20 protein-coding genes are annotated in these 23398 nt (G+C 72.0%); 13 read left to right on the top strand and 7 right to left on the bottom strand.

The features are described 5' to 3' along the window. Nucleotides 1-12: 12 nt before the first annotated feature. The 3 genes from O0S08_RS08975 to O0S08_RS08965 are packed head-to-tail and all read right to left on the bottom strand — an operon-like array spanning nucleotide 13 to nucleotide 2591. Nucleotides 13-225, bottom strand: coding sequence for a hypothetical protein (locus O0S08_RS08975; RefSeq protein WP_269038623.1), 213 nt, complete (start codon nucleotides 223-225; stop codon nucleotides 13-15). Beyond that, nucleotides 222-1844 (bottom strand): 2,3-bisphosphoglycerate-independent phosphoglycerate mutase, encoded by a 1623-nt coding sequence (gpmI, locus tag O0S08_RS08970; RefSeq protein WP_269038622.1) that lies wholly within the window; start codon nucleotides 1842-1844, stop codon nucleotides 222-224. The genes O0S08_RS08975 and gpmI overlap by 4 nt, the downstream gene beginning before the upstream one ends. 18 nt (nucleotides 1845-1862) lie before the next feature. Further along, complete coding sequence (locus tag O0S08_RS08965) at nucleotides 1863-2591, bottom strand: hypothetical protein (RefSeq protein ID WP_269038621.1); 729 nt, start codon at nucleotides 2589-2591, stop codon at nucleotides 1863-1865. Nucleotides 2592-2637: 46 nt separating this feature from the next. Here O0S08_RS08965 and O0S08_RS08960 point away from each other — a divergent pair, with 46 nt between their 5' ends. Further along, complete coding sequence (locus O0S08_RS08960) at nucleotides 2638-3780, top strand: class I SAM-dependent rRNA methyltransferase (protein WP_269038620.1); 1143 nt, start codon at nucleotides 2638-2640, stop codon at nucleotides 3778-3780. A 78-nt stretch (nucleotides 3781-3858) separates the two neighbouring features. On the opposite strand, the gene O0S08_RS08955 is transcribed toward O0S08_RS08960, so the two are convergent. Then, entirely contained in the window at nucleotides 3859-4932 is a 1074-nt protein-coding gene (locus tag O0S08_RS08955) for a S1C family serine protease (protein WP_269038619.1), read from the bottom strand. A gap of 6 nt (nucleotides 4933-4938) precedes the next feature. Then, entirely contained in the window at nucleotides 4939-5391 is a 453-nt protein-coding gene (locus O0S08_RS08950; protein ID WP_269038618.1) for a hypothetical protein, read from the bottom strand. A 401-nt stretch (nucleotides 5392-5792) separates the two neighbouring features. On the opposite strand from O0S08_RS08950, the gene O0S08_RS08945 reads away from it, so the two are divergent. The 9 genes from O0S08_RS08945 (at nucleotide 5793) to O0S08_RS08905 (ending at nucleotide 16552) form a co-directional block, all read left to right on the top strand. Then, on the top strand, nucleotides 5793-6800 hold the full coding sequence (locus tag O0S08_RS08945; protein ID WP_269038617.1) for an AAA family ATPase: 1008 nt from the start codon (nucleotides 5793-5795) through the stop codon (nucleotides 6798-6800). Nucleotides 6801-6808: 8 nt separating this feature from the next. Next, nucleotides 6809-7786, top strand: coding sequence for a DUF58 domain-containing protein (locus tag O0S08_RS08940; protein ID WP_269038616.1), 978 nt, complete (start codon nucleotides 6809-6811; stop codon nucleotides 7784-7786). Further along, entirely contained in the window at nucleotides 7783-9006 is a 1224-nt protein-coding gene (locus O0S08_RS08935) for a hypothetical protein (RefSeq protein WP_269038615.1), read from the top strand. Before O0S08_RS08940 ends, O0S08_RS08935 begins: the two co-directional genes overlap by 4 nt. Then, a complete protein-coding gene (locus O0S08_RS08930; RefSeq protein ID WP_269038614.1) occupies nucleotides 9003-10058 on the top strand; it encodes a VWA domain-containing protein in 1056 nt (351 codons plus the stop codon). Before O0S08_RS08935 ends, O0S08_RS08930 begins: the two co-directional genes overlap by 4 nt. 310 nt (nucleotides 10059-10368) lie before the next feature. Beyond that, entirely contained in the window at nucleotides 10369-11538 is a 1170-nt protein-coding gene (locus tag O0S08_RS08925) for a vWA domain-containing protein (protein ID WP_269038613.1), read from the top strand. 142 nt (nucleotides 11539-11680) lie between these two features. Next, nucleotides 11681-12532 (top strand): tetratricopeptide repeat protein, encoded by an 852-nt coding sequence (locus tag O0S08_RS08920; RefSeq protein WP_269038612.1) that lies wholly within the window; start codon nucleotides 11681-11683, stop codon nucleotides 12530-12532. A gap of 680 nt (nucleotides 12533-13212) precedes the next feature. Next, nucleotides 13213-15003: a BatD family protein gene (locus O0S08_RS08915; RefSeq protein ID WP_269038611.1), complete on the top strand. Its 1791-nt coding sequence runs from the start codon at nucleotides 13213-13215 to the stop codon at nucleotides 15001-15003. A gap of 195 nt (nucleotides 15004-15198) precedes the next feature. Continuing rightward, the gene (locus O0S08_RS08910) at nucleotides 15199-16023 is read left to right on the top strand and encodes an SH3 domain-containing protein (protein ID WP_269038610.1); all 825 of its coding nucleotides are present in this window, start codon (nucleotides 15199-15201) and stop codon (nucleotides 16021-16023) included. A gap of 220 nt (nucleotides 16024-16243) precedes the next feature. Then, nucleotides 16244-16552, top strand: a complete 309-nt coding sequence (locus O0S08_RS08905) for a hypothetical protein (protein ID WP_269038609.1) — start codon at nucleotides 16244-16246, stop codon at nucleotides 16550-16552. Nucleotides 16553-16655: 103 nt separating this feature from the next. Here O0S08_RS08905 and O0S08_RS08900 read toward each other — a convergent pair whose 3' ends face one another. Continuing rightward, a complete protein-coding gene (locus tag O0S08_RS08900; protein ID WP_269038608.1) occupies nucleotides 16656-17528 on the bottom strand; it encodes a hypothetical protein in 873 nt (290 codons plus the stop codon). Nucleotides 17529-17925: 397 nt separating this feature from the next. Then, nucleotides 17926-18957 carry a selenide, water dikinase SelD gene (gene selD, locus O0S08_RS08895; RefSeq protein ID WP_269041947.1) on the bottom strand — a complete coding sequence of 344 codons (1032 nt, stop codon included), beginning with the start codon at nucleotides 18955-18957 and terminating at the stop codon, nucleotides 17926-17928. 150 nt (nucleotides 18958-19107) lie between these two features. Between selD and selB the strand changes: the two genes are divergently transcribed. The 3 genes from selB (at nucleotide 19108) to O0S08_RS08880 (ending at nucleotide 23397) form a co-directional block, all read left to right on the top strand. Continuing rightward, nucleotides 19108-21099 (top strand): selenocysteine-specific translation elongation factor, encoded by a 1992-nt coding sequence (gene selB / locus O0S08_RS08890; protein ID WP_269038607.1) that lies wholly within the window; start codon nucleotides 19108-19110, stop codon nucleotides 21097-21099. Nucleotides 21100-21610: 511 nt separating this feature from the next. After that, complete coding sequence (locus O0S08_RS08885; protein ID WP_269038606.1) at nucleotides 21611-22276, top strand: hypothetical protein; 666 nt, start codon at nucleotides 21611-21613, stop codon at nucleotides 22274-22276. Beyond that, a complete protein-coding gene (locus tag O0S08_RS08880) occupies nucleotides 22273-23397 on the top strand; it encodes a hypothetical protein (protein ID WP_269038605.1) in 1125 nt (374 codons plus the stop codon). The genes O0S08_RS08885 and O0S08_RS08880 overlap by 4 nt, the downstream gene beginning before the upstream one ends. The last annotated feature ends 1 nt before the right edge of the window (nucleotide 23398 follow it).

The following is a 23398-nucleotide window of genomic DNA, read 5'->3' as shown; positions in this document are numbered from 1 at the left end:
GAGAGAGAGACATCATGGCTGTTGAAAACCGCTCGCGCGCACAGTACCCAAGTGCGCCCCGGGCGGCAAGGTCGCTGCCGGCGCCGATGCGTGAGCCACGATCCTCGCCCGTCGCCGACGGATCGACCCGCCGAGGACCACCGACCCGGCGAGCCCGATGACGATCACCGTCTGCACGCATGCCTGCGCCTGCGCCTGCACCTGCGCAAGCGCGAGCGCGCTCACCGGGCCAGCAGCGACGCCCGGTAGCTCTCGGGCGGCAGGAAGCCGAGCAGCTCCAGGCACGTCGACGCCACGTTCGACAGCCCCGCCGACGGCGGCGGCGCCAGCACGGGCCCGCCGCCGGGCGCCCGCGGGTCGACGATGGCCAGCGGCACCCGGTTGAGCGAGTGGCTGGTGCGCACCTGATACGCGCCGTCGGGGCGGAGGTCGAACATCTGGTCGGCGTTGCCGTGGTCGGCGGTCACCACGGTGATGCCCTTGCGGGCGCGCACCGCCTCGATGACGCGGCCGAGGCACAGGTCGACCGCCTCGACGGCGAGGATCGTCGCTCCGAGGTCGCCGGTGTGGCCGATCATGTCGCCGTTGGCGTAGTTGACCCGCACGAACTTCGGCTTGTACGCGTCGATCTCGGCGATCAGCCGGTCGGTGATGTCGGCCGCGCGCATCCACGGGCGGTGCTCGAGCGGCGGCCCGTCGGACGGGACCTCGACGTACTTCTCGCGCTTCGGGTCGAACGGCTCCGAGCGGTTGCCGTTCCAGAAGTAGGTCACGTGGCCGAACTTGTGCGTCTCGCTGATCGCCAGCTGCGTCACCCCGGCGTTCGCCAGCAGCTCGCCCATGGTCCCGGAGATCGCCGGCGGCGCGACCAGGAAGTGCGTCGGCAGCTGGAGGTCGCCGTCGTACTGCGTCATCCCGGCGAACTCGACCTGCAGCTTCGGCCCGCGGGCGAACTTGTCGAAGTGCTCCTCCTCGAACGCCCGCGTCAGCTCGAGCGCCCGGTCGCCGCGGAAGTTGAACAGGATCACCGCCGCCCCGTCGCGGATCGGCCCGACCGGCCCGACCGCGTCGGCGATCACGAACGCCGGCAGGTTCTGGTCGTCGAGCCCCGTCTCTTTGTAATAGGTCTCGACCGCCTCGCGGGCCGACGAGAACCGGCGCCCGAGCCCGCGCACGTGGGCGTCCCAGCCGCGCTCGACGATCCGCCAGTCGGCCTCGTAGCGGTCCATGGTCACGACCATGCGGCCGCCGCCGCTGGCGATCCGGTAGTCGCGGCCGTCCTGCGACAGCCGGGCGAGCGCCGCCTCGAGCCGGTCGATGAACGGCAGCGCCGAGCGGGCCGGCACGTCGCGGCCGTCGAGCAGGACGTGCACGCGGACCTTCTTCACCCCCTCGATCGCCGCCCGCTCGACCAGCGCGAGCAGGTGATCGATGTGGCTGTGGACGTTGCCGTCGGACAACAAACCGACGAAGTGCAGCGGCTCGCCCGAGGCCTTGACCGCGTCGACGCAGCGGCGCCACGCCGGCCCGAAGATCGCCCCCGACGCGATCGCCCCGCTGACCAGCTTGGCCCCCTGGTCGACGATCCTGCCCGCCCCGAGCGCGTTGTGGCCGACCTCGCTGTTGCCCATGTCGGCGTCGCTCGGCATGCCCACGGCTGTCCCATGGGCCAGGAGGCTGGTGAACGACGGCAGCCCCCGCAGGCGGTCGAGCGTCGGCGTGCGCGCCTGCGCCACCGCGTCGCCGAAGTCACCGCGCCCGATCCCCACCCCGTCGAGCACCACGCACACCACCGGCCCCTCGGGCGGGCGGCGGGTCGGGTGCTGCTGCAGCCTCGTCAACATGTCCCTATCCTCCTGTCCTCAAAACCATGCCTGATAGGCCAGCGTCACGTTGAGGAGCATGTCGAACACCACGCTGTCGGGCGGCGTGCCCACCGGCGCGGCCGGGTCGACCACCACCTTCGTGCGCGAGAACGCCTTCTGGAAGTCGACCCCCAGCGCGACGCCGTGGTTCTTGCGGATCGGCACGCCGATGCTCGCCCCGGCGCGGACCAGCGGGTCGTAGCCGACCGTCTGCTCGTCCTCCCACGGGTTGGCCGACCGCATGCGCCGCCAGTTCGAGATCATCAGGCCCACGCCGGCGCCGACCTCGATCACCAGCACCCGCGCCGGGATCTGAAAGGATGGCCCGAGAGTCAGGTCGGTGTGAGACAGCGACGAGACCCGCGTCACCTGCTGGCCGATCGGCGCCCCCGTGTTCGGGTCGATCGGCGTGGTCGGGTCGGCCGGCACGGTGAAGCGGTTGCGGTCGGGGAAGCGGGTGTGCCCGCCCTGAAACTCGAAGCCGAACCGCATCGGCCCGAGGCGCAGCGCGTGGTAGCGCAGGGCGATGCCGAAGCCGAACCCGAGCGGCGGCCGGCGGTCGAACAGGACGTCGCCGGCGCCGATGAGGATGCCCATGCGACCGATGACCGACACGCCGAACACCCGCTTCTTCTCGAGGTCCAGCACCGTGTTGCCGCGCGGCGCCGGCATACCAGACGCGCCGTAGGCCAGGCACGTCGCGAGGAGCGCCGCGAGGGGGAGCATGCGGGGGGCACCATAGCAAATCTTTTTCGCGCATAATCCCCCGCGCATGACCACCCGCGTCGCACTCCGGCGAGACGCCGGCCGGATCGGCCCCGAGTCCGGGCCGTGGATCCGCCAGCGCCAGGTCGCCAAGATCTGGGGACCTCCGGACCCCGCGAGCCTCGCGCAGCTCGTCGACCACCGCGACGCCGTGCTCGGCTGGGGCCTGCTCGCGCCCGACGCCGACATCCCGCTGCGCGTCGTCCACTGGGGCGCAGCCCCGCCCGCGGAGGGCTGGTTCGAGCGCAGGCTCGCCGCCGCTCTCGCCGCCCGCGCCGAGCTCGGCCTCGTCGCCGACCCCGGCACCACCGCCTACCGCGAGGTCAACAGCGAGGGCGACGGCCTGCCCGGCCTGGTCGTGGACCGCTACGGCGACGACCGCGTGGTCCAGCTCGGCACCCCGGCGATCGCCGCTCGCCGCGCGCCGATCCTCGACCTCCTGCGCCCGCGCACCGCCGACCGCGTGTTCGTGATCGCCGACGAGGCCGCGCCCGACGATCCCGAGGCCGTCCTCGAGTTCCAGGAACATGGCCTTTGGTTCAGCTGCCCGGCCCCGCCGGCGCAGAAGACCGGCGCCTACCTCGACCAGCGCGACAACCGCCGCCTCGCCGCTCAGCTGGCCGTGCGCGCCGCCGGCCCGCTGCTCGACCTCGGCTGCCACGTCGGCGGCTTCGTCGTCCACGCCGCCGCCGCCGGGGTCACCGCCGTCGGCCTCGACCAGAGCGCGCGCGCCCTCGAGTTCGCGCGCCGCAACGCGGCCCGCAACGACCTGGCCGATCGGACATCCTTCGTCCAGGCCGACATGTTCGGCGCCCTCGACCACCCGGCGCTGGCCGGCCCGTTCGGCGTGATCGTGTTCGACCCGCCGCGGATCGCCACCGGCTCGCAGGGCCGCGAGCGCGCGGTCACGGCCATGGCCCGCAGCCTCGGCCGCCTGCTCCCGCGCCTCCGCCCCGGCGGCTTCCTGATCGCCTGCAGCTGCTCGCACCACGTCGGCCGCCCCGACCTCGACGCCTCCCTGCTGGCCGCCGGCGCCCGCGACCTCGCCCGCGTCCACGCCCTCGGCCCCGGCCCCGACCACCCCGTCTGGCCCGGCCACGCCGAGGGCGAGTACCTGCGCGTCAACGTCTACCAGCGCCGCGACGTCTAGCCCGAAGAGCATGCCCGATCGGGCATGCCCTTCAGAGCATGTCCCTCACGACATGCCCCTTCGGGCATGTCTCCAAGTTCACAGCCCCTCGACGGGCGCCAGAGTGACCGAGCGCAGCGGCTCGCCGGCGCGCTGGACCTGCATCTCGATCGGCCCGTCGACGCCGATCAGCTGCGTCAGGTAGGCGACCTCGGACACCCGGCTGACCGGGCGGCCCGCGACCGAGAGGATGAAGTCGTCGACCTGCAGGCCGGCCTTCGCGCCGGGGCCCGCGGCCTCGACGCGGGTCACCTTGACCGTGGCCATGCGCCCCGGGAACTCGTCGTCGTCGGCGGCGCGGAGGCCGAGGCGGACCCGGCGGAAACGGCCGTGCGTCAGCACCTCTTCGAGGTAGCGGCGGACCATCGGCGCCGGGACGGCGAAGCCGATCCCGGTGCCCTCGCCGCGGACGGCGGTGGCGATCCCCAGCACCTCGCCGCGCAGGTCGACGATCGGCCCGCCCGAGCTGCCGGTGTTGATCGACGCGTCGGTCTGCACGAAGCTGAAGAAGCCGTCCTGCGGCAGATCTTCCGGCTTGCCGACGTCGACCCAGTCGCGCCCGAGGCCGGACACCACGCCGACGGTCACAGTGTCACCGAGGCCGAACGGGTGGCCGACGGCGAGCACCCACTCGCCGGGGCGCACCGGTCGCTCGCGGAACACCACCGGCGCCTGGTCGACGCGCGGCGGGTCGACGGCGATCACCGCCAGGTCGAGCAGCGGCTCGCGGTGGATCACCTGCGCCCGCACGCGCTCCTGATTGGCGTACTCGACGTCGATCGCGCTGGCGGTGAGCGGCACCACGTGGGCGTTGGTCACCACCAGGCCGTCGGCGCGCACGATCGTGCCGCTGCCGATCCCGCGCTTCGGGCGACCGGCCGCCTGCGGCAGCGTGCAGATCACGCTGACCACCGACGGGGCGATCTGCTCGGTCACCGCCGCGAAGTCGGGGAGCGCCAGTTGCGAGCGCGGCGGTCGCCCCGGCGGCGGGCTCGGCGTCGGCGCCGGCTCGGCCTTGGGGCTGTCCGAAGGGACAGGTGATGGCGGCGCCTCGTCGTCGAGCGGTCGGCACGCGACGAGCGCGACGAGCCCGACGACCAGCGGCGCACGCACGGGCGATCAGCCCTCGTCGTTCGATTCGCCGGCGTCGACGTCGGCGGCCGGGGCCTCGGGCTCGGGCTCGGGCTCGCCGGCGGGCTCGCTCACAGGCTCGCCCGCAGGCTCGCTCACGGGCTCGCTCGCAGGCTCGCTCGCCGGCGGGGCCGCGGCGACCTCGACCTCGTCAGCCTCGTCGCCCTCGATGTCCTCGTCCTCGTCGTCGTACTCGTCGTCCTCGTCGTCGAACGGCGCGCTGACCAGCGGACGCGTGGGAGAAATCACGGGGAAGCGCGGCGCGGCGCGACGGGCCTCGCGCTCCTCGTCCTCGAAGCTCACCGTGGCGACGTTGTCGGCCGCGTCGGGGAGGGTCTTCAGCCACTCCTCGTAGCGTTCCTTGGTGATGAGCCCACCGCGGATGTTGCGGCGGACGGTGCGGAGGTCGAAGAGCCGTTCGAGCTGGCGCGGGGCAACCATGCGGCGGCACTTTTAGAACACCGGCCGCCGTCCGTCAAACCGGCGCGCGCGCGCCGGTGCGCGGCCGCCGGTCCGCTCGGCGAGCCTTGGCGGATGTTTCACGGCGAACCCGGGCGCGTGTGACTCCGACCTCACGCCGAGCCGGGCCCCGGCAGCGAGCGTCCTCGACGAGCTGCGGCGTCCGCGAGTGAGCGCTCGGAACCCGAAATTTCGCCGCCCCTCCAGGTCCGGAGCGCACGCAGGACCGGCCCCGCACCTGTCCTCAGGGCCCGCAGACCGGGAAATAACCCGCCACTTTGCGTGGTAGGCGGCCGGGCGTATAGATCCGGCGCACCACGGATCGCGCCAGCCGCCGCGACCCCCTTGCCTCCCCACCACCGCGTACCCATCAAGCGACAGCCATGAGTGTAGGAGCCTACGACATCCGCGTGATCAACGACCTCGTCGAGCGCGAGAGCGCCTTCGTCGAGCGCCTCATGACCGAGGTCCACAAGGTCATCGTCGGCCAGGACGAGATGATCGAGCGCGTCTTCATGGGCCTCCTGTGCCACGGCCACGTGCTGCTCGAGGGCGCCCCCGGCCTCGCCAAGACGCTGACCGTCAGCACCCTCGCGCGCTGCCTGCACATGGAGTTCAAGCGGGTCCAGTTCACGCCCGACCTGCTGCCCTCCGACGTCCTCGGCACCGTCATCTACAACCACCAGACCGGCAGCTTCACCAACCGCAAGGGCCCGGTCTTCACCAACCTGCTGCTGGCCGACGAGATCAACCGCGCCCCGGCCAAGGTCCAGAGCGCGCTGCTCGAGGCGATGGCCGAGCGCCAGGTGACGATCGGCGACACCAGCTACCCGCTGCCGAAGCCGTTCCTGGTGCTGGCGACGCAGAACCCGATCGAGCAGGAGGGCACCTACACCCTGCCCGAGGCCCAGCTCGACCGCTTCATGTTCAAGATCAAGGTCGGCTACCCGACCGCCGAGCAGGAGCTGCAGATCATGCAGCGGATCGGCGGGGCGCCGACCGCCAGCAAGCCCGAGGTCCAGGCGGTCATCGGCCCCGACGACATCGCCAAGGTCCAGCAGACGATGGACCGCATGATCGTCGAGCAACCTGTCCAGAAGTACATCGTCGACGTCGTCGCCGCCACGCGCACCCCCGGGGCCGTCGGCCTCGAGAAGCTGGCGCCGTTCATCGACTTCGGCGCCTCGCCGCGCGCCACCATCGCCCTGTTCCAGGCCGCGCGGGCCCACGCCTTCATGCGCCACCGCGGCTACGTCAGCCCCGAGGACATCAAGGCCGTCGCGCCCGACATCCTGCGCCACCGCATCATCCTCTCCTACGAGGCCGAGGCCGAGGGCAAGACCGTCGAGGAGGTCGTGCGGGCGATCCTCGAGCACGTGCAGGTCCCGTAAGCGCCGCCATGGCCCGCCCGTCCGCCGATAAGTCGCCGCCGAGCCGGAGCGACGCCGAGGCCGCGAAGGAGCGCACCACCCAGCTCCTGCGCGAGATCCGTCGCATCGAGATCCAGACCTCGCGGCTCGTCAACCAGCACCTCGCCGGCTCCTACCAGTCGGTGTTCAAGGGCCAGGGCGTCGCCTTCTCCGAGGTCCGCGCCTACACCCCGGGCGACGACGTGCGCGCGATCGACTGGAACGTCACCGCGCGCACCGGCGAGCCGCACGTCAAGCTGTTCACCGAGGAGCGCGAGCTCACCGTCATGCTCGTGGTCGACATGTCGGGCAGCCTCGACCTCGGCTCGCGCGACTACGACAAGCGCCAGCTGGTGGCCCGCCTGGCCGCCACGTTCGCCTTCTCGGCGATCCGCAACAACGACAGGGTCGGCCTGATCGGCTTCACCGACGGCGTCGAGGTGTTCGTCCCGCCGCGCAGCGGTCGCAAGCACGTGCTCGCGGTCGTGCAGCAGGTCCTGACCCACGTCCCGCAGAGCCGGGCCACCCGCGTCGCCAGCGGCCTCGAGTACCTCGCGCGGCTCGGCCAGCGCCACACCGTCGCCATCCTCATCAGCGACTTCGTCGACGCCGTCCCCGACGACTCGCCCGACGCCGCCCGCGCCTTCGAGCACGCGCTCAAGATGGTGCGCCGCCGCCACGACCTGATCCCGATCCGCGTCGAGGACCCGCTCGAGCTCGAGCTGCCGGCGCTCGGCCTCGTCGCCCTCGAGGACCTCGAGCTGCTCGGCCTCGGCGGCGACAGCTTCCTCGACCTCAGCCCGCGCCGGGCCAAGAACTACCGCAAGCGGGTCGAGGCCGAGCGCGCCCGCCTCGACCAGCTGCTGCGCAAGCTCAGCCTCGACAGCATGTCGATCCGCTGCGGCGACAACTGGCAGCAGCCGCTCGTCAACTTCTTCGCCCGCCGGGCCAGGAGGATGCGCCGGTGACGCTGTCTCTTCTCCACGGTCTCCTGCTCGCCGCCCTGCTCGCCCCGGCCGTCGCGCCCGCGCCCGAGCCCGCGACCCCACCGCCCACGCCCACGCAGCCCGCGCTCCCGTCGGCGCCCGCGCCGAGCGTCGCCCCGCTCCCCGCGGCCGCGCCGGTCGACGAACCTGCCCCGGAGGACATGTCCTCTGCGCCAGCCACCGACAGCCCGGTGGCGATCAGCGCGCGCGTCACCCCCGACCCATCGCAGATCGGCGACCTGCTCGAGCTCGAGGTCACGGTCGCCTACCCGACCGGCTACGCCGTCAACGTCCCGCTCGGGCTCAAGCTCGACCCGATGCACCTGGTCTCGGTCGAGGAGAGCGAGCCGGAGAGCACCGGCCAGGGCCTGCGCAAGGTCTTCACCTTCACCATCCAGCACTTCGCCGTCGGCGAGGCCAAGACCCCGAGCTTCCCGATCACCTACGTCGCCCCCGACGGCGCCGTGCAGACCGCCCAGGTCCCGTCGCACAACTTCACGGTCACCGCGCTGCTGGCCAACGAGGCCGAGCCCAAGCGCCAGGGCGAGGACCCGCCGATCTCGCTCGAGTATCCCAACCACCGCGCCGAGACCGCGATCTACTACACCGCCGGCGCGCTGGTGGCCGGCTTCGTATCGGCCCTGCTGTGGCTGCGCTGGCGCCGGCGGCCGCGCCCGGTCGTGCTGCCGCCGCCCGAGCCGGCCGACCGCGTGGCCCTGCGCGCGCTCGATCGCCTCAAGGAGGCCGACTACGCCGGCCGCGGCGAGTTCCAGCTGCACTACCTGATGCTCACCGAGATCCTCAAGGGCTACCTCGAGGGCCGCTTCGGCATCGACGCGCTCGAGCGCACCACCGACGAGCTGCGGGCCGCCCTGCTCCGCTCCGAGGCCGCGATCGCCCCGCTCAAGCCGACCGAGGTGATCCGGTTCCTGCAGCAGTGCGACCTCGTCAAGTTCGCCCGCTTCGCCCCGCCGCCGAGCGAGGCCTCGGCCGCGGTCGAGCAGGCCCGCGGCATGGTCGTGGCGACCACCCCGGTCGCGCCCGCCGGTCCCAAGGACCAGGCCCCCCAGGACACGTCCTCGGGGACAGGACCCAAGGAACAGGCCCCGAAGGACATGTCCTCTAGCGCAGCCCCCAAGCTCGTGCCCGAGTCGGACATCCCGACCGAGCCGGTGCCCAAGTTCAAGGAGGAGGGCGAATGAGCGCCTCCGCCAAGCGGCTCGTCGCCGTGCTGCACAACCTCTTGCCGATCCTCGGCTTCGCCGGGCTCGCCCTCGGCCTGTCCCTGCTGGGCCTGGCCGCCTACCTCGGCGCCGACCTCCGGCACGTCGTCATCGCCTCGCCGTGGTGGCTGCTGGCGGCCCTCGTCCCGCTGCTGGCCGTGGTGATCCGCGGCGTCGTCTCGCCGCGCCCGGCCACCCTCAAGTTCTCGCGCGCGACCTCGGCCCGCCGCCTCGGCCCCGGCCTCGCCGCCCGCCTGGCCCACCTGCCCGACGGCCTCCGCCTCGCGGCCGCGGTCCTGCTGGCCCTCGCTCTGGCGCGCCCCGAGTCGAGCCGCGCAACCGACCGCGTCGAGCACAAGGGCATCGACATCGTCGTCGCCCTCGACCTGTCCGACTCGATGGAGGCCGACGACCTCTACCCGAACCGCCTCGAGGCGGCCAAGGACGTCATCGACAGCTTCATCGCCCGCCGCCGCCACGACCGCGTCGGCATGGTCGCGTTCGGGGCCACCGCCACCACCGTCTCGCCGCTGACGGTCGACCACGGCGTCCTGCGCCAGCTCGTGCGCCGCCTGCAGCTCGGCAGCCTCGACGGCAGCAAGACGGCGATCGGCGCCGGCCTCGGCCAGGCGCTGAATCGCCTCAAGGAGTCCGACGCCGACAGCAAGGTCGTCGTCCTCCTCACCGACGGCGTCCACAACGCCGAGGGCGTCGACCCCGACTCGATGGCGCGCGAGGCCGCCGACCGCGGCGTCCACGTCTACACCGTCCTGATCGGTCGCCAGGCCGCCTCCACCGACCCCGGCCGGCTCGAGCGGATCGCCAGCACCACCGGCGGCTACGCCTACACGGCGGTCGACCAGCAGGCCCTCGTCACCACCTTCCAGGACCTGCTCAACAAGCTCGAGCGCTCGACCATCCTCGGCGAGCACATCCGCGCGCAGCTGTTCCACCTGGTCTTGTGGCCAGCCCTGCTCCTCCTCATGCTCGACATCCTGCTCCGCTCGACCCGCCTGCGGAGGTTCCCATGAGCCCCGCCGCCCGTCCCGAAGGACATGTCGGTGCGGCCATGTCTCTCCGGCCATGTTTTTTTGAACAGGCCCCGCGACCCCTCCAGCCCGTTGCCTCCCAGCCGCCGGCAGGCCTTCGGCGACATGCCCGTTCAGCCATGTCTGTTCAGCCATGCTCGCGCCGCCCGACCTCCGCCCGCTCCTCGCCCGGGGAAGTGCGCATGAGCCCCGCCGAAGTGCTCCGCGACCTCGCCCAGGACGCCGAGCATCCCCATCGGCCGCGCTCCCGCGCCGCGACCCCCCTCGCCCCGTCCCTCCCGCGGAGGTGCGCATGAGCCCCGCCGAAGTGCTCCGCGACCTCGCCCAGGACGCCGAGACCAAGGACGTCCTGACCCTGTTCGAGGAGGTCGTCATCGCCCGCGAGGACCTGCTGTGGCTGCTCGTCCTGGTCCCGCTGGCCGCGGCCGCCTACATCTGGGCCGCGCGCCAGCGCCGGCGCGGCCTCGCCAGCCTCGGCAGCCCCGTCCTCGTCGAGCGCCTGGTCGGCAGCGTCAACCACGCCAGCCGGGTCGTCGCCGCCGTCGTCTCTGTCCTTTCGGTCATGCTCCTCTGCGCAGGTCTGTTGCGCGTGCAGTACGGCGGCGAGACCACCATCGTCCCCGCCACCGGCCTCGACATCGTGCTCGCGGTCGACTACAGCAAGTCGATGCTCGCGCGCGACGTCTACCCGTCGCGCAGCGAGCGGCTCGCGGCCGAGCTGCAGCGGTTCCTCGACGAGGCCGATCGCCGCGGCGACCGTGTCGGTCTGGTCGTGTTCGCCGGGGCCGCGCGCGGCCTGCCGGTCAGCCGCGACGCCCGCGTCCTCAAGCTCTACCTCGACAAGGCCGACCCGCGCACCGAGAACCCCGGCGGCACCGCGATCGGTAAGGCGCTCAAGCTGGCGCTGACCTTCCTCATCGACGCCCGCCGCGCCGCCGCTGCCGGCCCCGAGGGCGGCCCGACCAAGTCGTTCCCGACCAAGGAAGGCAAGGCGGTCGAGGACATCCCGCCCTCGGAGTCCGACCAGGTCGTCATCCTCCTCACCGACGGCGAGGACACCGTCTCGCGCCCGCTCGAGGTCGCCACCGAGGCCGCCAAGCTCGGCGTGCGGATCTACACCGTCGGCATCGGCTCCAAGTCCGGCGAGCCGATCCAGAGGTTCGACGCCGAGGGCAACCCCGACGGCTTCGTCACCGACGAGCAGGGCAACTACCTCATGACCCGCGTCGACGAGGCCACCCTCAAGGACATCGCCAAGACCACCGGCGGCGACTACGTCCTCGTCGAGCCCGACAAGTTCGGCCTCGACAAGGTGTCCGAGTGGATCCGCGACCTCTCCAAGGGCCAGCGCGAGGACACAGTCACCGCGCACCGCGAGGAGGGCTACGCCTTCCTCGTCATCCCCGCGCTGCTGCTCCTCGCGCTCTCCCTCGCGCTCCCCGAGCGCAAGAAAGGGCCCTGATCGATGCCCCGCCTGCCTCTCCGCCCGTCCGCACCCGTCGCTGCCGTCGCCGACGACGCCCGCCAGTCCCAGGCGGCCACCCCAGGTGTCGACCAGACCGGCGAACCCAGCGCGCCGCCGCGCGAGAAAGGACGCTGACACCGTGCCGCTCGTATCGACCAGTAAGCTGCTCGTCGCGGTGCTCGCCGCCGGCTGGCTCGCCGAGGCGCTCGCCGGCAAGAACAGCGACGTCGAGGCCGGCATCGCCGCCTACAACAGCGGCGACCACGAGGCCGCGCTCGCCGCCTACACCGCCGCCGAGGCCGAACTCGGCGAGCGCCCAGAGATCTTCTACAACCGCGGCCTCGCTTTGATCGCCAAGGGCGACAAGGACGAGGCCCGCAAGGCCTTCGAGCGCGGCACCGAGTCCACCCACCCTGACGTCCACGCCAGCTCCGAGTACGAGCTCGGCAACCTCGACCTCGACGCCGAAGCCTTCGACCCCGCCATCGAGCACTACATCAAGTGCCTCAAGGCCAAGCCCGACCACGCCAACGCCAAGTGGAACCTCGAGCTCGCGCTGCTGAAGAAGAAGCAGAAAGAGGAAGAGGAGAAGAAAAAGCAAGAGGAAGAGAAGAAGGACCAGGAGAAGCAGGACCAGGAAAACAAGGACGAAGAGAAGAAGGACGAGCAGAAGCAGGACGAAGAGAAGAAGGACGAAGAGAAGAAGGACGAAGAGAAGAAGGACGAGCAGAAGCAGGACGAAGAAAAGAAAGACGAGCAGAAGCAAGACGAGCAGAAGCAAGACGAGCAGAAGCCAGACGAGCAGAAGCAGGACGAGCAGAAGCAAGACGAGCAAAAGCAAGAGAAGGACGAACAGCCCCAGCCTCAGCCCCAAGCTCAGCCGCAGCTCGACAAGGCCGACCTCGACAAGGCGCTCGAACAGCTCGACGCGGAGGACAACTTCCAGCTCGACCGTCCCGCGCGCCAGGTTCGGGTAGAAAAGGACTGGTGACCGTGGCACCCCACCGCGCAGGCCGCCCTCTTCGCCTGTCTCACAGGACAGGATCTGCCGCAGAGCCGCTCAACCTCGCCGGCGCCTCGCCTGCTCTCCCGTCCTCCGAGCCGACTCTGCCCCCGACTTCCGCCGCCCCATCGCCCGCGCCCCTGCCCTCCGCGCCAGGTGAGGCCCCCGTCCTGTCCTCCTCGTCCGCTGTCGTGCCCCTGTCCGAAGAGCCCTCTCCTGCGTCCCTGCCCTTCGCGCCAGGGGAGGCCCCCGTCCTGTCCGCCTCGTCCGCTCGCGTGTCCCTGTCCGAAGAGCCAGCTCCTGCGTCCCTGCCCTTCGCGCCAGGGGAGGCCCCCGTCCTGACCTCCCCGCCCGCTCTCGTCTCCCTGTCCGAAGAGCCAGCTCCTGCGTCCCTGCCCTCCGCGCCAGGGGAGGCCTCCGTCCTGACCTCTCCACCCGCTCTGGTCTCCCTGTCCGAAGAACCAGCCCCCGCGAGCCTGACCTCCCCGCCCGCTCTCGTCTCCCTGTCCGAAGAACCTGCCCCCGCGAGCCCGACCTCCCCGCCCGCTCTCGTCTCCCTGTCCGAAGAGCCAGCCCCCACGCCTCTGCTCCACGAGCCCGCGCGGCCTGTCTTCCACCCCCTGCCTCTTGGGACAGGTCAACATCGCACCATCGCGCGCCGTCGCCTCTTGCAGCTCGCCGGCGCCGCCGGCCTCGGTCTTTGCCTGTCCCCGAGGACAGCTCGCGCAGACACCAAGTCGCGGATCGTCGCGGAGATCGATCGGGACCGAGTCGAAGTCGGCGAGGCGTTCGAGCTCACGGTCCAGGTCGACAGCGAGGGGGAGCGCGGCGCCGAGGTCCCCGAGCCGGTGCTGCCCGACCTGGCCGCTCTCGGCCTGCAGGTCGTCGGCATGCCGGCCAGCTACCGCAGCACCAGCAGCTCGTTCAGCTTCGGCACCGGCCGCGGGTCGACGATGACGACCCGCACCACGCTGACGAGCGTCTACACCCTCGTCGCCAGCAAACCCGGCCGCTTCGAGCTGCCGGTCCACGTCATGGAGGGCAAGACGAAGGTGACCCCGCCCCGGGTGCCCGCCATCGAGGTCACCGGCCAGGCCGCGCCGACCGAGCCGGTCCCGGCGGCCGCCGACGGCCCGACCGAACCACAGGGCGACATCTTCCTGTGGACCCGCCTCGACAAGCCGACCGTGTTCGTCGGCGAGCAGCTCACCTACACGCTCGAGATCTACGAGCGCCTGCCCTTCCTGCAGATCCAGCTGCGCCAGCTCCCGGGCTTCCAGGACTTCTGGAGCGAGGAACTGCCCCAAGGCCAGATGCGCCAGGCAGTCGTCGGCAATACTGCCTATCGCGTCCACCCCGGCCTCCGTCGCGCCCTGTTCCCCCAGCGCGCCGGCACCCTCACCCTCTCGCCCGCCGAGGTCGGCATCGGCATGCGCCGCCGGATCACCGGCCGCCCCGTCACCGTCGAGGTCAAGCCGCTGCCCGCCGGCGCCCCGCCCGGCTTCTCGCCCAACAACGTCGGCGTCTACACCATCCGCGCCGAGGCCGATCGCACCAACATCAAGGTCGGCGAGCCCTTCACCCTCACCATCGCCATCCAGGGCACCGGCAACATCCGCGTCATCGACCCCGGCGCATGGCCCGAGATGCCCGGCCTGCGCCGCTACGAGCCCAAGGTCGAGACGGACGTCACCACCGGCGCGCAGCTCGGAGGCGAACGCCGCTACGCGTTCCTCGTCATCCCCGAGCGCGGCGGAGCGCTGACTGTCCCCCCGCACACGTTCCACTACTTCGATCCGGCCACCGCGAGCTACCAGACCGCCACGAGCGCCCCGATCGAGCTCACCGTCGCCGGCGACCCGAACGCCGCCCCAACGCCCGCCGCCGACGCTCCACCGCCGCCGACGGCCGCCGAGGAAGAGGGCATCCTGGCCGCGATCGTCGAGCCGGCCGCGCTCCCGCGGGCGACCCCCTCGCCGTCGTGGCTGACGCCATCGCGCTGGATCTGGGCCATGGCCGGGGCCCCGGTGCTCCTGGCCCTCGGGACAGCCGCGACCGCGCTGTGGCGCCGCCTCGGACCCGACGAGCATAGCCGCGCCGCCGCGACCCGGGCCGCCAAGCAACGCGAGCTCCTGGCCCAGGCCGAACACGGCCTCGCCAGCGGTGACGGCTTCTACCCCGCCCTCGCCCAGCTGCTGCAAGCAGCCGCCGTCGAACGTGCCGGCCCCGAAGGCGAAGGCTTGCCGCGCCACGCCCTGCTGGCCTTGCTGGGGCGCAAGGGCGTCTCCTCCGCCGACTGCGACCGCCTGCGCGACCTGCTCGATCGCTGCGACGCCGCCCGCTTCGGCGCCCGCGGCGAATCTGCCAGCGAACGAGAGGCCGCCCTCCGGTCCGCACGCGAGCTCCTGCACAGCTCGACGGCCTTGAAGCCAGGCTCGCCCGCCCGACAGCCCCCGTGATCGGCCCGCCGTCCCGAGCACCGGCCACGGTCCCCACCGGCCAGAAACCCGCTCCTGCGGACACCCGGGCCCGCCCCAGCCCTCGCCGGGCCACTCACCCCCGCCCCCGCTCCCGACCTCGCCCGAATCCACGACCGGCCCACTCCCGCACCGCGCGACCAGCCCCGACTCCGCCCGACCGAACTCATGACTCGCATGCGACTCCGCGCGCTCTCGCTCCTCGCCATATTCGCGCTCACGGCCGCCCCTGCGCGCGCCGACGTGGTCGATGACGCCTTCGCGCGCGGCAACGCCCTCGCGGCCGCAGGTGACTACGCAGGCGCGGTGCGGGCGTACGAGGACGCCGAGGCGCTGCTGCCCGGTCGCAGCGCTGCGCTGTCGTTCAACCTCGGCACCGCCTACGCCCAGCTCGGCGAGCTCGGCCCGGCCACGTATCACCTCCGCCGCGCCCTCCAGCCGCAAGCAGAGGCCAGCGTGGACATCGCCGAGGCGGCCCGGCGCAACCTCGGTGTGGTCCGCCAACGAGCCGAGTTCGCTGCCGCCGCCGCCAACCTGCAGATCGATCGCCCGGAGACGTGGCGCGACGCGGCGCTGTCGGCCCTCCGCTCGCCCGCGTTCGGCTGGCTGTCCATCATCGCCGGGTGGCTCGCGCTGCTGCTGTGGATCACCCGGGCCCGCTATCGGGAGGCTGCTCGCAGCGCTCTCGCCGGCCTCGCCGCGGTCCTGGCCGCGCTCTACCTGGTGATCGGCGGCCTCCACGGTTATGCGCTGCGCACCGAACTCGGCGCGCCGCAAGCGATCGCCCTGCCGGCCAAGCTCGAGGTCCGCGAAGGCCCCGGTATCCATCGCAAGACCGTCTTCACGGTGCAGGGTGGGAGCCGTCTCAGCCTCGTCGAGCGCGGCTCCGGTTGGGGCCGCGTCCGTCTGCCCGGCGGCCTCGAAGGCTGGGCTCCGCTGTCCGGACTCGGCGAACTCGCAGCACCACCGCGACGCCTGGCCAGCGAACCGTCGACGCCGTAGCGATCTTGCGCTATCGCCCGGCCGCACGCGCCGCGTACAGCCGTCCGTGTGCACGCGTCGCAACGCCTGCGCTGTCGCACGGGGTAGGTCCCCGGGAGTACGGCTCTCGCCGGGCGAGTCGCGCAGCGGCTGCCGCCCGCGCGCCCCGCGTGTCGCCCGCCGCGCGCCGGTCGAAAATGGGCGTAGCGTTTTTTCACTGCCACGATACTGTAATCGTGTCGTGCTCGCGGTCCTCGCCACCAAGATTCGCAGCAACGGTGAAGGGTCGGTCGCAACCGCCATCAAGAAGCCGTACGAGGGCTTTCTGATCAGCGAGCCGATGGTGGGACGAGGCATGGTGATCTTCCGTGACCCCAACGGCCGCCGCATGGTCACCACCGCGGTCCGGCGGATCTTGACCACCGCCGAGACCGAGGGCCGCGAGCACGCGCGCGAGCGCCGGCTGATGTACGTCGAGACCGAGAACTCCGTGTATCGCCTGGCCTTCCTCGACGCCTCGAGCCACTCCGTCACCGCTGCGAGCGGCTGAACGGGTCCCCGGGCACGCCGCCGGCGCGGGCTCGACGCGACGGCACGAACCGCCCGCAACACCCCGGCCCCCTGGCTGCGTCGACGATCGACCACGCAGGTGCTCACGGCTGCCTCGTGACCAGCAAGGTCGTCCAGGTCGAGGTGGTGTCGGTGGGCATCTCGCAGATCTGCCAGTCGACCGCGCTGGAGAGGTACACGCGGAGCTCCAGCTGCACCGCGGCGAACTGGCCGCGGTTACCCTCCCACACGCGGGCGACCTCGCCGTCGAGCATGAAGTCGATCGCCCCGCGCTCGCGACACGGGCACGCACTTGAAGTGCACGTCGCCTCGCACAGCCAGACGCGGTCGAGGACGAGCGGCGCATAGAAGTCGGACGGCGGGTAATACTCCGCCCAGTACTCGTCCGTGAACGCGTCGGGCACCGCCTCGGCCGCCAGAAACGCCAGCAGAAGCGCACCTTCGGGGTCGCGCAGCGTGACGAAAGTGTTGGCGTAGAACGGATTGTCGTTGTGGAGCCGCAGCTGCACGGCCTCGCCGACCGCCACGGGCGCGACCCCGGGAGGCTCGAGCGTCAGCGCCAGCCTGTGGGCGATCGGCTGCCCCATTTCGTCGGTGCAAGCGAAGCCGAGCTTGTAGCCACCCGCGCCGTCGTCCTCGACTTCGGTCACCTCGCAGGCCTGGTCGAACCGCATATCGCCGAGCGTGGACGGCTCACTGCCATCGATCATGACGGATACCACGACGCCCTCGGGCGGCGGACCACACGCCGGCTCCGGCTCCGGCTCCTCGGCAGTCGTCGCCGAGGCCGTGCTCGAGCTCGTCGGCTCGATGGAACCGGTCGTCGACGAACTCGCGCCGCCGGTGCTCGTACCGCTCGCGTCGCCCTCGTCGGAGCTGGACTCGTCAGGGGTATCCGAGCCGCAGCCCAGCGTCACGAGCCCGAGTATTGCCGATACGCCGATCATTCGAATCATCGCTTGCCAGGCTAGTCGCTCCGCAGCACCGCGCAAGACGCAACTCGAGTTGGCGCTCACGAACTCGCATTGGGCGGCCCATGGAGGCAATCCATCAGCATGTCCGAATGAACATGTTCTTGAGGTCATCAAAATATCATGCTCGACTCGCCTCTCGAGGCAAGACCCAACGGAACTTGCTGCTCACCAACTCTGCTTGCGAGTTTGTCTCACGCCGAAGCGCACGAGAAAGGACTGGCTCGCGTCGTACGGCCCGCTACATCTCTCGACGCACATGTTCGAACACCCATGCGCTTCACGAGGCGACCCCTCGCCTCTCGACCCGCCGCTCGCATCTTCGCCTGCGAGCCCGTGCGTCTCGCCCCCATGGGTGCACCCGGGCCCGGGTATGCTCGGGTCACGCCTCGCGTCCGGCGGCGAACTCGAGCACCACCATCCCTGCGGGCAGCGCGGACGACGGCGCCATCAGTCGCCCGATCGCCCATCCCTGCTCCCCGCCCGCGCGCAGCGCCGCGACGAGCGCCTCGGCCCGCTCTGCGGGCACTGTGAGCAACAATCCGCCGCTCGTCTGCGCGTCGGCGGCGAGGATCGTGCGCAGCGGATCTTCGCTGCCCTCGACGACCAGGTTCGGGCGAACGAACGCCAGGTTGGCCTTCGAGCCGCCGGGCACGCGTCCGGCGGCCGCGTGGGCCAGCGCCCCGGGCAACGCCGGCAAGGCGGCCATGTCGAGGCGCGCCGCCAGCTGCGAGCCGCGGAGGATGTTGCGCAGGTGCCCGAGCAAGCCGAAGCCGGTCACGTCGGTGCAGGCCGTCACTCCGAAGCCGCGGGCGATCGCCAGCGCCGGTCCGTTGAGCCTCGTCATGCTGGCGACCGCCGCCGCGACCTCGGCCGCCTCCGCGTGGCCGTGCTTGATGGCCTGGGCGATGAAGCCCGTCCCGAGCGCCTTGGTCAACACCAGCGCCTGGCCTTCGAGCCCTGTCCTATTGGACAGGATATCCGGGACAGCCACCTCGCCCGTCACGCTGAGCCCGAACTTGAGCTCCCCGTCGCGGACCGTGTGCCCGCCGACCACCGCCACCCCTGCGCGAGCGCAAACCCGGGCCGCGCCGCGCAAGATCGCCTGCAGCACCGAGAGCGGCAGCTTGTCGTCGGGGAAGCCGACCACGTTGAGGGCGAACAGCGGCCGCCCGCCCATGGCGTAGACGTCCGACAGCGCGTTGCAAGCGGCGATCTCGCCGAACGTCTCGGGGTCGTCGACGAGCGGAGCGATGACGTCGACGGTCAGCACCGTCGCCCGCGTCGGGTCGTCGCCGATGCGCACGACGGCCGCGTCGTCGGCGAACTCCGTGCCGACGATGACCCGCTCGTCGCCCCGTTCTTCGGGCGGGGGCATGCCCTCCAGGACCTGAACCAGGTCGCCGAGCCGCAGCTTGGCGGCTCAACCGCCGCCGCGGGCGAACTCGGTCAAACGAAGCGGGCGGGGCACGTCCCGCGTGTCGGCGGGCTCTCCGGGCTTTCTGGGCTCGCTGCTCATGCGCGAGGAGTGTATCGCAGACCCCGGGCCGCTACACTGCGGCGCATGGCCAAGCCCGTGCGCGACCTGGTCCTCGGGACCGCCGGCCACATCGACCATGGCAAGACCGCCCTGGTCCGCGCACTTACCGGGGTCGACACCGATCGACTGCCCGAGGAGAAGCGCCGCGGGATCACCATCGACCTCGGCTTCGCCGCCTGGCAGCTCGGCCCCGGTCTGGTCGCCAGCATCGTCGACGTGCCCGGTCACGAGGCCTTCGTGCGGACCATGGTCGCCGGCGCGGGCGGCGTCGACGCCGTGCTCCTGGTCGTCTCGGCCGAGGAGGGCGTGATGCCGCAGACACGCGAGCACCTGCTCGTCTGCCGCCTCCTGGGCATCGCCCACGGCGTGGTCGCGCTCAGTAAGATCGATCGCCTGCAGGGCGACGTCGAGGCCCTCGCGCTGGCCGAGGCCGACGTACGCGCGGCCCTCGAGGAGCTCGCGCCCGGCCTGGCCGGGGCCGCGCTCGTGCCGTGTTCGGCGCACACCGGGGTCGGCGTCCCCGAGCTCGCCGCCGCCGTCCGTCGCGTCGCCGCCAACCTGCCCGCCCGCCCGTCGCGCGACCGCCCGATCCTCCCGATCGACCGCTGCTTCGTCCTCAAGGGTCACGGCACCGTCGTCACCGGCACCTTGCTCTCGGGCCAGCTCGAGATCGCCGCCGACCCCTACCTCACCGTCGTCCCGGGCGGCGAGCAGCGCCCTGTCCGCGAGCTCCGCGCCCGCGCCCTCCACGTCCGCGGGGCCGCGGCGGCGCGGGTCCCTGCAGGCGCGCGGGCGGCGGTCAACCTCGGCGGGGTATCGGTGGCCGAGCTGGCCCGCGGCGACGTGCTCACCCGCGGGCATCGCGTCGTCGCGGCGGAGGCCGTCCACGTCCTGCTCGAGCACCTGCCGCACGACACTCGCACCTGGCGCAGCGGCACCAGCGTGCAGGTCTGCGCCGGCACGGCGCACACCACCGGCCGGCTCGATCCTCTCGGTCCCGTCGCTGGCGGCGAGGATGCTCCCAAGACCATGTCCATCCCGCCAGGTACTTCGGCGCTGGTGCGGATCCGCCTCGACGCCCCCCTGCCCGTCTGGCACGGCCAGCGGCTGGTCCTCCGCAGCCACGGCGGGGACCTCGTGCACGGCCACACCTGCGGCGGCGGCGTCGTCGTCGATCCGCGGCCTCGACCCGGCCGCGGCCAGCGCAGCCGCTGGCTCCGGGTCGCCCGTGCGCTCGCGGGGTCCGACCTCCGCGCACGTCTGACCGCGCTGCTGATCGACGCCGGCGCGCTCGCCATCTCGCGCGACGAGCTCGAGCTGCGGGCCGGCGCGCCCGACCTCGATACTGTCCTTTCCGACATGGTCCAAAGCGCAGACGCGGTCCGGCTCGGCGACAGCCGTCACGTCGCCGCCGCCGTGTTGCCCGAGCTGGCCGCCGCCGCGGTCGCCGTCGCCGTCAAGTTCCAGGCCGCCCATCCCGACCGGCCGGGGCTGTCGCGCGCCGCCCTGCTCGGTGGCCTGCCCGGTCGCGTGGCGCCCGACGTCGCCGCCGCGGCCCTCGACCACGCGCTCGCCCGCGGACTACTGGAGCTACGGGGGGACGTGCTCGTCCGCGGCGGCACCGAGCCGACCCCGGGCCTGTCACCCATCGGGCACAAAGTGCTGGATCTGTACGTCCGCGCCGGCGTCGCCCCCCCCACCCTTAAAGAGGTACAGGCCGGCGCCAACCTCAGCGAGCGGCAGGCCCTCGACGCTCTCACCGCCTTGCAGAAAGCCGGCGCTCTGGTTCGCGTCTCCGCCGATCTCTCGCTCGCCCGCGAGCACCACGCCGCGCTGGTCGAGAAAGTCCGGTCCCACCTGAGCACGAGCCCGCAAATCGATGTTCAGGCGCTCAAGGCGTTGACGGGTCTGTCGCGCAAGTTCGTCGTGCCCTTCCTCGAGCACCTGGACCGGCTGGGCATCACCCGCCGGCAGGGCGAAACCCGCATCGCCGGCCCCAAGCTCCATGGCCCCTGACCTCGACGAGCGCGTCCCGGCTGGCGACGGGTCCCTACGATGGTCCTACCGCGAATTCCCGTGGACTCGACGGCGCGGCCGGGCCGACACGGAGCGCCGCCCCGGAGCACCACCGCGAGCCTGCCACCAGAACGCCCCGCGTCTCGCCGGCCCTGGCGACGCCTCGCCGAACGCCGCCCGGTCGGCGACTGCCGAGGACGACGGTTCGCGCCGACCACCCTCTCGCACCCGTGCTCATTCTTTCCGCCTGCCGCCACCCTCGCCGCGCTCGATCGCGCCGACTCTTCATACATGTCCCTTGCGCAAGGTGCCGCCAATCCCGAGCCGTGACGAGCCTCGCGCCTTCCGGCGCGCGTCCGGCTGTACAAGCCGCGGGGGAGCCGATACCGTACGCGCCATGCATGCTGTCACCTCGGCTTCGCCGACGGCTTGGTTTGCCGTCCTGCCGGTGGCTGACGATGCGCAGTCAACCTCAGCTCCGTCCCGGTCCTAGCGGGACAGGAGGGTCCAAGTGGGTCGCCTCAAATTGTTCTCGCTGCTCTTCGGCGTCGGCCTCGTGTCTGCGCTCGCCCCGATGCTCGTGGGCGGCTGCACGCAGTGCGACGAATTCCTCGAATGCACCACCAAGCCCGGCCTGCGCTACGTCGAGTGCGGCAGCAAGCAGCACGAGTTCAACGACGGCGCCTCGCTCGACGACGAGGACAGCGCCTGGGATTATTGCTTCTGCAACAGCAAGCGGCTCCAGTGCGAGAACGGCGCGAGCCTGCGCATGTGCAATTACATGACCTACGACGGCAGCACCGCCGCGGTGTTCAGCGACGGCACCCTGGCCGAGTTGACCAGCGCCGTCGCCGGCTGCCTCGAATACGACGGCTGCGCCGTCGAGACCGCGCGCTGCAACTACGGCGGCTGGTACCTCAATTGTGCTCACGGCGACGAGCGGGTCTATGTCAGCGGCTCGGGCCAGATCTTCAAGGACGAGAAGAACGCGGTCGACACCTGCGTGGCCCGCGGCTCCGGCTTCACCTGCGAGCCGATCATCGACGACTGCGAAGACCTCGACTCCTGCGCGATCAGCAAGGCCTGCAGCGAGTTCTGCTCCTCCCCCGCCTGCTTCAACAACAAGAAAGCCGCGGACTGCATCGCCGACCCCGCGTGCCGGTGGACCCCGAAATGACCGCGCTCCGCACCCTCCTCGCCGCGGCCCTCTCGACCGCGCTCACCCTCCCGACCCCCGCCCTCGCCGCGCCCGCGCCCGCGCCCGCGCCCGCCGCGTCCGTCGACTGGTCGTCCACCTTCACGCCGGGAGGCGCCAGCGCCCACCTCGGCGACAAGAAGCCCAACATCATCGTCATCGCCGCGAACCCCGGCTCGCAGGCGGCCGCGGCCACGTTCCGCGCCGCGCTCACCGCCTCGAAGAAGGCCGGCGTGGTGCTCGACGGCCAGGCGCTGGGCGCCGTCGACAGCCTCGACGACCGCGCCATCATCGAGCGCGCCAAGGTCCTGCCGGTCCAGCAGATCGTCATCGTCCGCGTGTTCGAGGGCAGCCCGGGCGACCCGCCGAGCTTCATCGCCATGGGCTACGGCGCCGACGGCAACGTCGCAGTCGCGCTCAGCGGCACCGCCGGCGTCCCACTGCCCGAGCCCGAGCTGCCGACCGAGGTCAGCGTGCCCGAGCCGGCCGTCGACGCCGCCTCCGACGCCCCGAAAGCGCCGGAAGAGTCCGAGGAGGCCAAGCAGGCCCGCGACGTCGCCGAAAACGAATACGCGGCCAAGCGCCTCGGCGGCACCTGGGGCGCGCTGCGCCAGGGCACTCCCGGCACGCCGATCACCCCGACGCAGTTCTACGCGGCGCTCGGCCGCGACGACCTCGCGCGACAGGTCGACAAGCGCAAGAAGACCCGCCTCGGCGTCGCCCTCGGCGGCGGGATCGCCGGCGGCGGCCTGCTCGCCGTCGGCCTGACCTTCCTGATCCTCAACAGCACCGCCACCAAGTACGGCCCCGACTTCGGCCCCGACGACCCGCTCCGCGGCGGCACCGACCGCGTCCGCTACCCGCTGTCGATGCCCCTCTCCGGCGCCTTGCTCGGCGTCGGCGCGGCCCTGCTGATCGGCATGGGCGTGTTCCTCGGCGTCTACAAGGCCCACCCCGTCGGCCGCCGCGAGACCCCCGGCCTCATCGACGGCCACAACCGCGAGCTCCGCAAGAAGCTCGGCCTGCCCCCCGAGCAGGCCAGCGTCCGCCTCGCCCCCAGCCTCGGCGCCAGCAACGGGCTCGTGCTCTTCGGCCGCTTCTGAC

This window comes from Nannocystis punicea (genome assembly GCF_026965555.1).
In the GTDB taxonomy this organism is placed as follows: Bacteria; Myxococcota_A; Polyangia; order Nannocystales; family Nannocystaceae; genus Nannocystis; species Nannocystis punicea.
This window is presented reverse-complemented; position numbering and strand designations above follow the sequence as displayed.